Annotated in this window: 12 protein-coding genes; 6 read left to right on the top strand and 6 right to left on the bottom strand. The window is 67.0% G+C overall.

Translation table 11 applies throughout. The features are described 5' to 3' along the window. The first annotated feature begins 93 nt into the window (after nt 1-93). The 4 genes from ilvD to RTQ83_RS18490 all read left to right on the top strand — a co-directional run bounded on the left by ilvD (nt 94) and on the right by RTQ83_RS18490 (nt 5457). Nucleotides 94-1956, top strand: coding sequence for a dihydroxy-acid dehydratase (gene ilvD / locus RTQ83_RS18505; RefSeq protein ID WP_312517653.1), 1863 nt, complete (start codon nt 94-96; stop codon nt 1954-1956). A gap of 371 nt (nt 1957-2327) precedes the next feature. Continuing rightward, nucleotides 2328-3302 (top strand): tripartite tricarboxylate transporter substrate-binding protein, encoded by a 975-nt coding sequence (locus tag RTQ83_RS18500; protein WP_312517650.1) that lies wholly within the window; start codon nt 2328-2330, stop codon nt 3300-3302. Nucleotides 3303-3483: 181 nt separating this feature from the next. Further along, on the top strand, nt 3484-3948 hold the full coding sequence (locus RTQ83_RS18495) for a tripartite tricarboxylate transporter TctB family protein (protein ID WP_312517648.1): 465 nt from the start codon (nt 3484-3486) through the stop codon (nt 3946-3948). A 6-nt stretch (nt 3949-3954) separates the two neighbouring features. Beyond that, nucleotides 3955-5457, top strand: a complete 1503-nt coding sequence (locus tag RTQ83_RS18490; RefSeq protein WP_312517646.1) for a tripartite tricarboxylate transporter permease — start codon at nt 3955-3957, stop codon at nt 5455-5457. A gap of 69 nt (nt 5458-5526) precedes the next feature. On the opposite strand, the gene RTQ83_RS18485 is transcribed toward RTQ83_RS18490, so the two are convergent. Both RTQ83_RS18485 and RTQ83_RS18480 read right to left on the bottom strand, forming a co-directional pair. Continuing rightward, on the bottom strand, nt 5527-6696 hold the full coding sequence (locus RTQ83_RS18485) for an MFS transporter (RefSeq protein ID WP_312517643.1): 1170 nt from the start codon (nt 6694-6696) through the stop codon (nt 5527-5529). Beyond that, the gene (locus tag RTQ83_RS18480) at nt 6693-7232 is read right to left on the bottom strand and encodes a helix-turn-helix domain-containing protein (protein WP_312517640.1); all 540 of its coding nucleotides are present in this window, start codon (nt 7230-7232) and stop codon (nt 6693-6695) included. Before RTQ83_RS18480 ends, RTQ83_RS18485 begins: the two co-directional genes overlap by 4 nt. Nucleotides 7233-7384: 152 nt before the next feature. Between RTQ83_RS18480 and RTQ83_RS18475 the strand changes: the two genes are divergently transcribed. After that, nucleotides 7385-8035, top strand: coding sequence for a PEP-CTERM sorting domain-containing protein (locus tag RTQ83_RS18475; RefSeq protein WP_312517637.1), 651 nt, complete (start codon nt 7385-7387; stop codon nt 8033-8035). A 63-nt stretch (nt 8036-8098) separates the two neighbouring features. Beyond that, complete coding sequence (locus RTQ83_RS18470) at nt 8099-8440, top strand: hypothetical protein (protein ID WP_312517635.1); 342 nt, start codon at nt 8099-8101, stop codon at nt 8438-8440. Between the two features lie 33 nt (nt 8441-8473). Here the strand turns inward: RTQ83_RS18470 and RTQ83_RS18465 are convergent, their stop codons facing one another. The 4 genes from RTQ83_RS18465 to RTQ83_RS18450 form a co-directional block, all read right to left on the bottom strand. After that, nucleotides 8474-9166: an NnrU family protein gene (locus RTQ83_RS18465; protein WP_312517632.1), complete on the bottom strand. Its 693-nt coding sequence runs from the start codon at nt 9164-9166 to the stop codon at nt 8474-8476. A gap of 145 nt (nt 9167-9311) precedes the next feature. Further along, entirely contained in the window at nt 9312-10757 is a 1446-nt protein-coding gene (locus tag RTQ83_RS18460) for an MFS transporter (protein WP_312517629.1), read from the bottom strand. A gap of 11 nt (nt 10758-10768) precedes the next feature. Continuing rightward, nucleotides 10769-11938 (bottom strand): efflux RND transporter periplasmic adaptor subunit, encoded by a 1170-nt coding sequence (locus tag RTQ83_RS18455; RefSeq protein ID WP_312517626.1) that lies wholly within the window; start codon nt 11936-11938, stop codon nt 10769-10771. Nucleotides 11939-11952: 14 nt separating this feature from the next. Beyond that, on the bottom strand, nt 11953-13431 hold the full coding sequence (locus RTQ83_RS18450; protein ID WP_312517623.1) for an efflux transporter outer membrane subunit: 1479 nt from the start codon (nt 13429-13431) through the stop codon (nt 11953-11955). Between the last annotated feature and the right edge of the window lie 58 nt (nt 13432-13489).

Below are 13489 nucleotides of genomic sequence, written 5' to 3'. Positions count from 1 at the left end.
TATCACAGCCTCGCACAACACATATTTGACAACTCAACGCCTGGCAGGCACCCTGTTGCTCCCGCATTCGCAACATCACCCAAGGAGTCAGCCATGCCCGTCTACCGTTCCCGCACCACGACCCAGGGCCGCAACATGGCCGGCGCGCGCGCCCTGTGGCGCGCCACCGGCATGAAGGACGGCGACTTCGAGAAGCCGATCGTCGCCGTGGTCAACTCCTTCACCCAGTTCGTCCCCGGCCACGTGCACCTGAAGGACCTGGGCCAGCTGGTCGCGCGCGAAATCGAGGCGCACGGCGGCGTGGCCAAGGAATTCAACACCATCGCGGTCGACGACGGCATCGCCATGGGCCACGGCGGCATGCTGTATTCGCTGCCCTCGCGCGACCTGATCGCCGACTCGGTCGAGTACATGGTCAACGCCCACTGCGCCGACGCCATGGTCTGTATCTCCAACTGCGACAAGATCACCCCCGGCATGCTGATGGCCGCGATGCGCCTGAACATCCCGACCGTGTTCGTCTCGGGCGGTCCGATGGAAGCCGGCAAGGTGGTCAAGGTCGTCAACAACGACAAAAAGATCATTAAGCTCGACCTGATCGACGCCATGATCAAGGCCGGCGACGACAAGGTGTCCGACGCCGAGGTGGCGGAAGTGGAACGTTCTGCCTGTCCCACCTGCGGTTCGTGCTCGGGCATGTTCACGGCGAACTCGATGAACTGCCTGACCGAGGCGCTCGGCCTGTCCCTGCCCGGCAACGGCACCATCGTCGCCACCCACGCCGACCGCAAGGAACTGTTCCTGCGCGCCGGCCGCCTGATCGTCGACCTGGCCAAGCGCCACTACGAAGGCGACGACTATTCGGTGCTGCCGCGCTCGATCGCCACCAAGGCCGCGTTCGAGAACGCGATGGCGCTCGACGTCTCGATGGGCGGCTCGACCAACACCGTGCTGCACCTGCTGGCCGCGGCGCACGAAGCGGGTGTCGCCTTCACCATGGCCGACATCGACCGCATCTCGCGCCAGGTGCCCTGCCTGTGTAAAGTCGCGCCGATGACCGACAAGTTCCACATCGAGGACGTGCACCGTGCCGGCGGCATCGTCGCCATCCTGGGCGAACTGGCGCGCGCCGGCCTGCTCGACACCTCGCTGCCGACCGTGCACAGCCCGTCGATCGGCGCCGCCATCGAGAAGTACGACATCAAGCGCAGCGACGATCCTGATGTGCACCGGCTGTTCCGCGCTGCCCCGGGCGGCGTGCCGACCCAGGTCGCGTTCTCGCAGTCGGAGCGCTTCGAACAGAACGATGTCGATCGCAGTGCGGGCTGCATCCGCGACCGCGAACACGCTTATTCGCAGGACGGTGGCCTGGCGGTCCTGTACGGGAACATCGCCGAAAAGGGCTGCATCGTCAAAACCGCCGGCGTCGACGAAAGCATCCTGAAGTTCTCGGGCAAGGCGCGCGTGTTCGAAAGCCAGGACGCGGCGGTGGAAGCGATCCTGGGCGATACCGTGCATGCGGGCGACGTGGTCGTCATCCGCTACGAAGGTCCGAAAGGCGGCCCCGGCATGCAGGAGATGCTGTACCCGACCTCGTACATCAAGTCCAAGGGCCTGGGCAAGGCCTGCGCCCTGTTCACCGACGGCCGCTTCTCGGGCGGTTCGTCGGGCCTGGTGATCGGCCACGCCTCGCCCGAAGCGGCCGAAGGCGGCGCCATCGGCCTGGTGCAGGAAGGCGACGCGATCGACATCGACATCCCGGCGCGCACCATCAACCTGCGTGTGAGCACCGAAGAGCTGGCCCACCGGCGCGCGGCGATGGAAGCGCTGGGGCCGGACGCCTGGCAGCCGGTCGGACGCGAGCGCGTGGTGTCGCAGGCACTCCAGGCTTACGCGGCCCTGACGACCTCGGCCGACCGTGGCGCGGTGCGCGATCTGTCGCAACTGAAGCGATAATTAAGACACACACAGCAACGATAAGCAACGGCGCGCGTCCATCGGGATGCGCGTCGTTTTTTGCGATTTATGCACCATAAATCGCTTATTCCCCTCTGGAAATGGCTGAGCAGCACCGTTTCTCTTGCCGCTTTTTCCGGCTTGTACCGACAGCCTCGTTTTCTGTCCGCAAACGCGCTACCGATCAGTAGTTATACGTAGTTGCGTATCCAAATATTTACTGGTAAAACCTCTTCTGCGTTTGACAACGTTCTGCGCACTGGAGCAACGTGACACCATGCAAAAAGGTGCGCGCATCAATAAGCAGCAAACAAGCAGCAAAACAAAACCAAGCTGTACAAGACCAATAAACAGAGTAAGAGGACGACACCATGAAGCTCAAGATGCTGTGCGCTGCCGCGTGCCTGACCGCCTTCGGCACCGGCCTGGCCCACGCCCAGGCCTACCCCACCAAGACCATCACCATGATCGTGCCGTTCGCGGCCGGCGGCCCGACCGACACCGTGGCGCGCCTGATCGCTCAGTCGATGGGCAACACGCTCAAGCAGCAGATCATCATCGAGAACGTGGGCGGCGCCGGCGGCACCATCGGCGCGGCACGCGCAGCCAAGGCGGCGCCGGACGGCTACACGCTGTTCCTGCACCACATCGGCCAGTCCACCGCGCCGGCCCTGTACCGCAAGCTGCCGTACGACGCGATCACCAGCTTCGAGCCGATCGGCCTGATCACCGACGTGCCGATGACCGTGGTCGCGCGCGCCAATTTTCCGGCCAAGGACATGAAGGAGCTGATCACCTACGTCAAGGCCAACAAGGACAAGGTGACCTACGCCCACGCCGGCCTGGGTTCGGCCTCGCACCTGTGCGGCATGCTGCTGCAGACCGCGATGGGCGTCGAGCTGACCACCGTGCCGTATAAAGGCACCGGTCCGGCGATGAACGACCTGCTGGGCGGCCAGGTGGACTTCATGTGCGACCAGACCACCAACACCACCAGCCAGATCAAGAGCGGCAAGATCAAGGCCTACGGCGTGACCAGCAAGACCCCGGTGCCGTCGCTGCCACAGCTGCCGGTGCTGGCCAATGCCGGCCTGCCGAACTTCGAAGTCGGCGTCTGGCACGGCCTGTACGCGCCGAAAGGCACGCCGAAAGCCACCGTCGACACCCTGGCGGGCGCCCTGCGCGCCGCGCTGCGCGATCCGAACGTGGCCAAGCGCTTCGCCGACCTCGGCACCGAACCGTCGCCGACCAGCCAGGCCACGCCGGAAGCCCTGCGCACCCACCTGAAACAGCAGATCGACCTGTGGGGTCCGATCATCAAGAAAGCCGGCGCCTTCGCCGACTGACCTGACCTGAAAGAACACGCCGGCACGCTGCAATCGCGGCGCGCCGGTGTCGTCGTCTGCGCGGCGCATGCGCGCCGCAGCAGGCAGCAAGGCAGTACCGCAGCAGTCGCAGTCGCAGTACATTGCATCCGCACCACGCATCTGAATCACGCTTTCGAAACAAAAACAAAGGGGACCGCACGTGCCAGCTTTCATTCGCCATCCAAAGGATTTTTGGAGTGGCATCATCTTCATCTTATTTGGCCTGGCGGCCGTGGTCATCGGCCGGGACTATGAAATGGGCACCGCCGGCCGCATGGGTCCGGCCTACTTCCCGACCGCCCTCGGCATCCTGCTGGCGCTGGTCGGCGCCGGTTCGACGCTGCGCTCGTTCTTCCGCAAGGGCGAGCCGATCGGCCGCCTGTACTGGAAAGAACTGGTCATCGTGCTGGTCGCGGTACTGCTGTTCGGCTTCCTGATGCGCCAGGCCGGCCTGCTGGTCTCCACCTTCCTGCTGATCATGATCAGTGCCTACGCCAGCCGCCAGTTCAACCTGGCCAAGTCGCTGGCGCTGGCGGTCGGCATGGCGTTGTTCGCGGCAGGCGTGTTCGTCAAGCTGCTCGGTTTGCCGATGCCTCTCATCGGTCCTTGGCTTGGCGGGAATTAAGACATCATGGAACTCTTCAGCAACCTCGCACTCGGCCTGGAAACGGCCTTCACCCTCCAGAACCTGTTCTACTGCCTGGTCGGCGTGTTCGTCGGCACCGCGGTCGGCGTGCTGCCGGGCCTGGGCCCGATCGCCACCATCGCCATGCTGCTGCCGGTCACCTTCGGCCTGCCGCCGGAATCGGCCCTGATCATGCTGGCCGGTATCTACTACGGCGCCCAGTACGGCGGCTCGACCACCGCGATCCTGGTCAACCTGCCGGGCGAATCGTCCTCGGTGGTCACGGCGCTGGACGGCTACCAGATGGCCCGCAACGGCAACGCCGGCAAGGCGCTGGCCACCGCCGCCATCGCCTCGTTCTTCGCCGGCTGCGTCTCGACCGTGCTGCTGGCCGTGGCGGCGCCGCCGCTGGCCGACATGGCGCTCGAATTCGGCCCGGCCGAATACTTCTCGCTGATGGTCCTGGGCCTGGTGGCCTCGGTGGTGCTGGCCAGCGGCTCGCTGCTCAAGGCCATCGGCATGGTGCTGCTCGGCCTGCTGCTGGGTGTGGTCGGCACCGACGTCAACTCGGGCAGCGAACGCTACACCTTCGAGCTGCCGCAGCTGGCCGACGGCATCAACTTCGTGATCGTGGCGATGGGCATGTTCGGCATCGGCGAGATCGTGCGCAACCTCGAGCACGATGAAACCCGCGACCTGGTGATGAAAAAGGTGAAGGGCCTGATGCTGTCGAAAGACGACTTCAAGCGCATCGTCGCCCCGGTGCTGCGCGCTACCGGCCTCGGTTCGATCCTCGGCATCCTGCCGGGCGGCGGCGCCATGCTGGCCTCGTTCGCGGCGTACTCGCTGGAAAAGAAGATCTCCAAGAACTCGGCCCAGTTCGGCAAGGGTGCGATCGAGGGCGTGGCGGCGCCGGAAGCGGCCAACAACGCCGGCGCCCAGACCTCGTTCATCCCGATGCTGACCCTCGGCATCCCGTCGAACCCGGTGATGGCGCTGATGATCGGCGCGATGATCATCCAGGGCATCCAGCCGGGTCCGGCCGTGATGACCGAGCAGCCTGGCCTGTTCTGGGGCCTGATCGTCTCGATGTGGATCGGCAACCTGTTCCTGGTGGTGCTGAACCTGCCGATGATCGGCATCTGGGTGCGCATGATCATGGTGCCGTACCAGCTGCTGTATCCGGCCATCCTGCTGTTCTGCGCGATCGGTGTGTTCAGCCTGAACAACAGCGAATTCGACGTCTACCTGATGGCCCTGTTCGGCCTGCTCGGCTACCTGTGCGCCAAGCTGGAACTGGAACCGGCGCCAATGCTGCTCGGCTTCATCATCGGCCCGATGATGGAAGAGTACCTGCGCCGCGCCCTGCTGCTCTCGCGCGCCGATCCGATGGTGTTCGTCGAGCGTCCGATCAGCGCCGTGATGCTGGGCCTGGCGGTGGCTGCGATGGCCGTGGTGCTGTTGCCGGCGCTGCGCAAGAAGCGTGAAGAGGCGTTCCAGGAAGACTGATCCACCGCGCTTCCAAACCCTGGCGCCGCCCGGCGCCGGTCCTTGTGGCCGGCGCCGGGCGGTGTCGTTTCAGGCCGTGTATTCGCTCGCACGCCGATCTGGAGAACGACGGCGCACCAGCCCTGCCGCCAGCGCCAGCAGCGCGAAACCGAGCACTGCGATATTGGGCGACGTATGCTCCATGATCACCCCGAACGCCGATGCACCGAGCGCCTGGCCCACGGCCAGCGCCAGGAACGCCACCATCACCCCGGCCGCCGGCCTGCCCGGTAGCGCGGCAATGCCCCACACCAGGTAGACACCGGTAAGCATCAGGTACGACGCGCCGAACGCGGCGCCGCCGGCCAGCGCCGGCAGCGGCCCGCCATGGCTGTGGCCCACTGCCGCCAGCGACACGGCCAGCAAGACGTGGAAACCCAGGTGCACGGCGTTCAGGCCGGCGCGCGCGATCAGCCAGCCGCTGGCGGCGCCCACCAGTCCTGCGCATCCCATCACGATCCACAGCACGCCAATCTCCGACGCGTCCCACTCCAGGTTGGCCGTCGTCAGCTCGGCGCCGAAGGTCCAGACCACGGCGCTCGCGGCGCCGGTGAGGCAGGCGGCGGCGGCCAGCCGGACCAGATCGGGCGACAGTATCAGCCGCGTGGCCGCCTGCGCCTCTTTCCCCGGTCCATTGCCGACACGCTTGCCGTTGCCGGCCAGCGTCGCCAGCGTGGCCAGCGCCATGGCGGCCGCCGCACCGGCGAAACAGGCGAAGGCGACGCGCCAGCCTGCACCCATCGCGATCGCGACCGGGCCCGACAGGGCGACGCCGGCGCTGGTGCCGGCGTTGATCGCGGTATTGGTCGTGTCCTGACGCGCGCGATCGATTTGGGCCGCCACTGCCGCGGCCAGCGGTGGCGAAGCCAGTCCGGCGCTGGAACCGGCCACGATCACCGCAACCGCCAGCCACACCGGCGACGCAGCGGCGGCGATGCCGGCCATGCCGGCCGCGGCGATGATGCCGGCAGCCATCGCCACCGCACGCGGTCCGAACCGTTCGGTGAGCCAGGCGGCCGCCACGATGGCCAGGCAGAATCCAATGAAGGAACCGGCCGAAATCGCGCCGCTCAGTGTCGATGACAGCGCGAGGTCGGCCGAGATCTGCGGCAAAAACAAGCCGAAGGCGAAACGTGCGAAGCCGTAGCAGACCGCGATCAAACCGAACCCCGAGGCACCGACGAGCATTGCCGCTCTCATGATCGGCCCTCCTTCCGGCGTGCCTGCCCGATCATGTGGCCGGCGATGTCGAGCGCCATCCGCACTGCGTCCTGGCCCTGGTAGGCGCTGGCGGCGACTGCACCCTCGAACAGCAGCACGATACGTCCTGCAAGGACTGCGTCGTCGCGTCCGGTCTCGGCTCGCACCATGTCCATCACCCATTGCCGCAGCTTGTTCTTGTGGCGCAGCACCGCCGCGGCGATGTCGGGCTGCGCGCCGCCGGTCTCCCCGAGCGCGCGCAGGAACAGGCAGCCGCGCGCGCCTTCGCTGTCGATCCAGCGCGCCAGCGCATCGAACAGCGCGCTGACGTCGAGCCGGTCGATCTGCTCGAAAAAGCGCCGGTCGCGTTCGTCCAGCACGGCGACGATCAGTTCGCTCTTGCTGCCGGCGTGCTTGTACAGGGTGCGGCTCGACATACCGGCCGCCCGGGCCAGCGTATCCATGCCGGTGGCCATGAAGCCGTGTTCGTAGAATTGCCGCTCAGAGGCGGCGATGAGCTGGGTTTTGGTGTCCATGGGCGGAATGTAAAACGATCGTTTTACAGTTGCAAGCGGTGATTCGCTTGCGTGCCCACCCGCGGAATTTATGGCTCAGGAATAAACGTAAATATGTCGATGACTAAAAGTTAACCCAACACCTATAGTGTTGTCTTTTTTAAACTACAAAGATGAAAATCATCCTCGTCCTGTTCCTGAGCCTTTCCACAGCCATCGCGCACGCCTCCGTCGTCACGTACTCTTTCGGCGGAGTATTCAATGCGCCGACGCGCACGGCCATTCCTGGCCAGACAAGCGACGAGCCGGTCTTCTGGAACCTGGTTGCCGAGGGAGAGCGATTCGCGGGAAGTTTCACCTTTGACACGAACGCGACGGCGTTGGAGCCCGAATACGAAGGGCAGAACAATATCTTCCCCTTGCTGGACTTTCAATTGAACGCGTCAGACCGCTTCAATAGCGCTCTGACGTCCTGGCAACTCGGCGGTATCGGCGTCGTCGACGAACCCGATTACAGCGAACTGATCGTGTCGATGTTAATGCGCCTGGACGATGCCCATTTCATGACCGCGATTTTGCGCATGACCCCGTCGCGCAATGACGCCTTTCAAGGCGGCCGCGTGCCCGATAGTTTCGACGACGTCAACGATGCCAATCTGTTCCTGACCATCTTCCACGAGCGCGAATTCGTTCGTGACGAAGCAAACGGCCCGGCGCGGGTCGCGCTCGGCGACACGCTGCCGGCCGAGGTGCCGGAACCGGCGACCGGCTTGCTGTTCCTCGCCGGCCTGGCAGGGCTCGCCTCCCGCCGCCGCCGCGCCTGACCAGCCCGGAACACAAACACTTGGCGGACGCGGGATTTTGGCGCACGACGGTATAGTGGATGCATGCCCGATTCCTCGAAATACCCTACTACCCCTGACGGCCGCTACTTCGTCGTCAGGGAGCGCCTCTGGCGGACCAGCAATCCCGGCCTGGCGCCGGAATTACGTCAGCAGTTGGTCGACGAGTTGATGGGAGCGCGACGCCAGGTGGGACTGGCATTGAAGGCGCGCGACCCGAAGGCTGAACGCAAGGCGCGCAAGGCCGTCGATGAAGCCAAGCGCGCCCTGGGTGAGCGCGGGCCGGTATGGTGGACCGACGGCGCGCCTGACTTCAACCGGCGCATGGTCGGCAATACGCCTTACGCCGGCTGGTACGCTTCGCTGTCGGACAACGCCCGAACCTGACACTGGACGGCATCGTTCCATTTGAGCGGCAACTCACGCCAGCCAGCGCCAGATCCCGGCCGGCCACCCCGCCAGCGGAATGTGCGCCCACGACGCCACCAGCCACACCACCACGCCGCCGGCCAGCGCATGCATGCCGAAATTGCCGAAGCGCGCGCGTCCCTGGACGATGGCCGCGAACGGCAGATAACTGGTGCGGCTTTGCCAGGCGCTCCACCCGGCCGGGTCGAGGGCCGCCTTCTTGCGGTCCTGGAATACGGCGCCCACCAGCGCCAGCACGACGATCGCACCGGCCAGGATGATGTTCCTGGCGACCGGATACACCAGGATGTGCGTCAGCCCCCACAGCGCGAACGCCCACATCATCGGATGGCGGGTGACGCCATACACCCCGTGCGCCGGCGCGGTGGCTGCGCTGGCAGCCGCACCCGGCGCGGCCGGATTGCGGATCAGCGAACCGAGCAGCAGGATCGAGGCGACCAGCATGAGCACCGTGGCGATCGCCCACAGGCCGGCGCCGACCTGCCACCACGGCGCGGTGACCGGCGCCTGGCGGTAGGCATGGACCAGATAGCCGAGCGTGGCGAAGGCGACCACCGTGTACAGCAACAGGAAGCCCTTTTCGCCGAGCAGCGACACCAGCGGCCAGCGCAAGGGGTGAGACAGGATGAAATGGCTGCCGACGAACGCGAACGCGCCCGCCAGCACCAGGCCCAGTGGATCCATCGGACGTCTCCCGTGCCGGTCCGGCCCGCCGGCGGGTGCCGGCGCCGCGCCATGATGACCGGTGGTGCGAAACGGACTCTAACAGATTCGTTATTGGCCGGACAACGTCAGATGAAGATTATTCAGGATGGCTGGATCGACACGATCAGTCGAACCGGCGCTGCATCGTCAGCAGCACCGCCCCCAGCACGCCGATCCACATCACGATCCAGAACAGATCCTGCCCCGCCAGCAGCGCCGCCTGGCGCGCCAGCTCGGCGCCGGCGTCCAGGGCCTTTTCGCCAAGGCGCGACAGGTGCAGCGCGGTTCGCTCCTGCAACCCGATATTGGTCATGCCCACGCCCAGTGCCAGGCAGGCCTGGCCCAGCATGTTCTTCAACTGCTGCGCGTGCGAAAACACCACGTTGTCCATCTGCAGATCCTTGAACGAGTGGATCGCCGTGGTCGCCATGCCCAGCGTCAGGAAGCCGCCGAACAGGCCGATCCAGGCAAGCAGCGTGTCCCGGGCATAGGCACGCGGATCGAGCGTGGCGAAGCGCCAGCCCAGCAGCGCCAGCATCAGGAAACCGGTCACGTAGAAGCGGGTCGGATGCGGGTTCTTTTTCACCAGCTCCAGCATCACCACGAACACGATCACCGTCGCCAGCAGACTGATGCCCTGCAGCTCACCGGCCTGCTGCAGCCCCACGCCGAGGCCCTTCTGCACCAGCTGCGGCAGCAGCGTGTTGACCATCCCCAGCACGCCATAGCAAACCGCGTAGATCAGCAGGCCCAGACGATAGCGCGGACTGCGCAGGATGCGCAGGTGCAGGAACGGCTCGTCGCGCCGCGCATGCAGCACACCGAAGCCCGCCAGCAGCGCGATGCCGAGCGCCAGATGCCCGATCAGCGGCGCGCGTTCGCCGTGCCAGTTGTAGGTCAGGTGCTGCAGCGCGTACAGCGTCAGCGCCGCACCGAGACCGAGCAGGATCCCGTCGCCCAGGTGCATGCGGGTCGGCGTGCCGTCCAGCGTCACCGCGTCCTGAGGCATCCAGCGCGCGGCCAGCCCCGCACCCGTCGCCGCCAGCAGGGCCAGCACCAGGAACATGCCGCCCCAGGCTTCGTGGCCGACCATCTTGGCCGCCAGCCACGGACCGACCGCGATCCCGCCCGACAGTGCCGCACCAAACGCGGCGATGCCCTGCAGGCGCTGCGGCGATGGCGGGATCAGGTTGACCATCATGCGCGACACCGTCATGAAGACGCCGCCACCCATCGCCATCAGCAGCCGCCCGCCGGCGAACTGCGCCACCGCGCCGCTGGTGGCGCATAGCCAGGCGCCGCACAGGTAGACCAGCACCGACGCCAGCAGGTAGTTGCGCCAGCCGAGGCGCTGCAGCAGCACCGTCATCTGCGAGATCGACAGCACCGCCACCGCCGCGTACATGGCCGAGACAGTAGCGTATTCCTCGGGCGAGGCCTTGACGTGTCCCATGATCGCGGACGCGGCCAGCACCGTCATGCCGGTGGTGAGGAACTCGATGAAGTTGAAGACGAAGATCGTGCCCAGCAAGGCCGGACGCGGGATCGCCAGATTGCTCGAAGCAGTCATCCAGGTCCCGATCAGCGCGCCGCCACCGCGCCCGGCTGGCCGAGCGCGCGCCGGATCGCTTCGTCGGCGCCGTGCGCCTCGGTCTCGAACACCACGGTGTGGTATTGCTGACGCACGGCGCCGGCCTGCATCAGGGTAGGACCTTCACGCTTGCTGGTGTCGATCGCCACCTTCATCGACAATCCCAAACGCAACGGATGCCGGGCCAGTTCGGCCGGATCGAGCGCGATACGCACCGGCACGCGCTGCACCACCTTGATCCAGTTGCCGGTCGCGTTCTGCGCCGGCACCGCGGCGAAGGCGCTGCCGGTGCCGGCTTCCTGGCCCACCACGCGGCCGTGGAACACGACCTCGTCGCCATACACGTCGGCGTTGACGCGAACCGGCTGGCCGACGCGCACGTCCTTCAACTGCGTTTCCTTGAGGTTGGCCGTGACCCACATCTGGTCCAGCGGCACGATCGCCATTAGCGGCGAACCGGTTGCCACGCGCTGCCCGATCTGGACGTTGCGGCGCGCCACGATGCCGCCCACCGGGGCCGCCAGCGTGGTGCGCGCCAACTGCAGCGCGGCGTCGCGCACCTGGGCGATGGCGGCGGCGACGTCGGGGTGGTTCTCGACCGTGGTGCCGTCGACCATGGCGTTGGCCGAACCCACCTGCTGGCGCGCAGCGGTGAGCGCGGCGCGCGCGGCCGCGACCGCGTCCTCGGCGTGGCGGATGTCCTCGCCCGAGACGGCGCCGGTGTCGGCCAGCTTGCGGCGGCGATCCAGGTCGCTGGTCGCCTTGCCCAGGTCGGCCTCGCGCTGGGCCACGGTGGCGCGCAGCCCGTCGACGCCGGCGAACTGGGCGCGTACCTGGCGCGCCGATTTGGCCAGCGCCGCTTCGGCGCGGTCGAGCGCCAGGCGCGCATCGACCTCGTTCAGCTGCACCAGGGTTTCACCGGGACGCACGAAGTCGGTGTTATCGGCGGCGATGCGGGTCACGGTGCCGGCCAGCTGCGGCGTCACCTGCACCAGGTTGCCCTCGACGTAGGCGTCCTCGGTGTGCTGGCTGTTCCAGCCGATGCCCAGCACTTCGGGAGAGGACCAGGCGATGCCGCCCACGGCGGCGGCGATGGCGGCCACCAGGCCGATCGCCAGCTTGCGGCGGCTTTGCGCCGCCGGTGCGTTCTTGTTTTCCATGTCGTTCCTTGAATTTATTCTTTGGCCAGGGCCGGGGCACCCACGTCATAGCCGCCGCCCAGCGCGCGCACCAGGTTCAGGTCCAGCTCATTGGCGCGTGCCGCGAGTTCGGCCTGGCCGCGGCGCTGGGCCACCACCTGGGTTTCGGCGATCAGCACCTGCACGAAGTTGCCCAGGCCGGCGCGATAGCGCTGCTCGGCCAGGTCGTAGGCCTGCTCGGCCGCCGCAAGGGCCTGGTCCTGCTCGCTCACGCGCTGGCCGAGCCAGCGCAGCGACGTCAGTTGCGCGGTCACGTCGCGCAGCGCTTCCAGCACCGCGCCGTTGTACTGCTCCACCGCCAGGTCGTAGTCGGCATTGCGCACTGCCAGGTTGCTGCGCAGGCGGCCGCCGTCGAGCAGCGGCAGCGTGATCAATGGGCCGGCGCCGAAGGTGCGGCTGCCGCTGTGCACCAGGCTGTCGAAGCCGAGCGTGGACAGGCCGGCCGACAGGCTCAGGTTCACGGTCGGATAGAACTGCGCCCTGGCGACATCGATCTCGCCACTGGCCGCTTCGACCTGCCAGCGCAGCGCGACCAGCTCCGGACGGCGTCCGAGCAGCGCCGCCGGCAGATTGGCCGGGACGCCCGCTGCGCGCTGCAGACGCAACGCAGGACGGGCGACGGCGTCGGCCGAATCCTGGCCCTGGCCGGTGAGCGCGGCGATCTGGCCACGCGTCAGTGCGATCGATTCGTCGAGCGCCGCGATCTGCCCGCGCGCCGCCGGCACGCCGATTTCGGCCTGGCGCAGTTCGGCGCGGCTGTCGAGCTGGGCGGATACGCGCTGCTGCACCAGCTCCAGGATACGGCTGCGCTGGCGCAGCTCCTGCTCGGCCAGGTCACGCAGCGCGTACAGGTGGTCCAGGTGCAGATACGCCTGGGTGACGGCGACCGACACCGCCAGCGTCGCCGCCTGTGCCTCGGCCTGGCGGGCATTGACGCGGCCGGCGGCGGCACTGACCAGCGCCGCGTTCTTGCCCCAGAAATCGGCCTCGTAGCCGATGCTGACGCCGGCGTCGTTGGCCCATTGCCAGCTGCCGGCCAGCGGCTTTGGCACATTGCTGTTTTCGCTGTAGCGCTGACGCGAGGTGCGCAGCGAGGCATTCGCCTGCGGCCCGAGCGCGGCGGCGGCCATGCCCTCCAGGGCGCTGGCCTGGCGCACGCGCGCCTGGGCCGCGGCCACGGTCGGGCTGCCGGCGCGGGCCTGTTCGACCAACCGGTCGAGCTGCGGATCGCCATAGGCGCGCCACCAGTCCTGGGCCGGCCAGGCGGCGACTTCGGTCGCCAGCGAACCAATAGCGCGCGAGGAATTCGCGGCGGCGGTGGCATCGTGCACGCTGGCGCGCTCGCCCTGCGGCCCCATCGACACGCAGCCGGCCAGCGTCAGGATCGCAGAACCGAGAGCCAGACGCAAGGTGACGCCGAATGCACGCCGGCCCGGGCAGGAAAGTTGAAGCATGATTCGCCTCGGCAGAAAAATCGGAATGGCCGAAGCATAGTTGCTCTAAGACATTAAG

The organism is Massilia sp. (assembly GCF_031995545.1).
Taxonomy (GTDB): domain Bacteria; phylum Pseudomonadota; class Gammaproteobacteria; order Burkholderiales; family Burkholderiaceae_D; genus Telluria.
Note: the sequence above shows the minus strand (reverse complement) of the source record. Positions and strands in the feature narration are given on the sequence as shown.

Coding starts and splice junctions, on each gene's coding strand:
- ilvD (WP_312517653.1), top strand. CDS start 94: ATGCCCGTCTACCGTTCCCGCACCACGACCCAGGGCCGCAACATGGCC.
- RTQ83_RS18500 (WP_312517650.1), top strand. CDS start 2,328: ATGAAGCTCAAGATGCTGTGCGCTGCCGCGTGCCTGACCGCCTTCGGC.
- RTQ83_RS18490 (WP_312517646.1), top strand. CDS start 3,955: ATGGAACTCTTCAGCAACCTCGCACTCGGCCTGGAAACGGCCTTCACC.
- RTQ83_RS18485 (WP_312517643.1), bottom strand. CDS start 6,696: ATGAGAGCGGCAATGCTCGTCGGTGCCTCGGGGTTCGGTTTGATCGCG.
- RTQ83_RS18480 (WP_312517640.1), bottom strand. CDS start 7,232: ATGGACACCAAAACCCAGCTCATCGCCGCCTCTGAGCGGCAATTCTAC.
- RTQ83_RS18475 (WP_312517637.1), top strand. CDS start 7,385: ATGAAAATCATCCTCGTCCTGTTCCTGAGCCTTTCCACAGCCATCGCG.
- RTQ83_RS18470 (WP_312517635.1), top strand. CDS start 8,099: ATGCCCGATTCCTCGAAATACCCTACTACCCCTGACGGCCGCTACTTC.
- RTQ83_RS18465 (WP_312517632.1), bottom strand. CDS start 9,166: ATGGATCCACTGGGCCTGGTGCTGGCGGGCGCGTTCGCGTTCGTCGGC.
- RTQ83_RS18460 (WP_312517629.1), bottom strand. CDS start 10,757: ATGACTGCTTCGAGCAATCTGGCGATCCCGCGTCCGGCCTTGCTGGGC.
- RTQ83_RS18455 (WP_312517626.1), bottom strand. CDS start 11,938: ATGGAAAACAAGAACGCACCGGCGGCGCAAAGCCGCCGCAAGCTGGCG.
- RTQ83_RS18450 (WP_312517623.1), bottom strand. CDS start 13,431: ATGCTTCAACTTTCCTGCCCGGGCCGGCGTGCATTCGGCGTCACCTTG.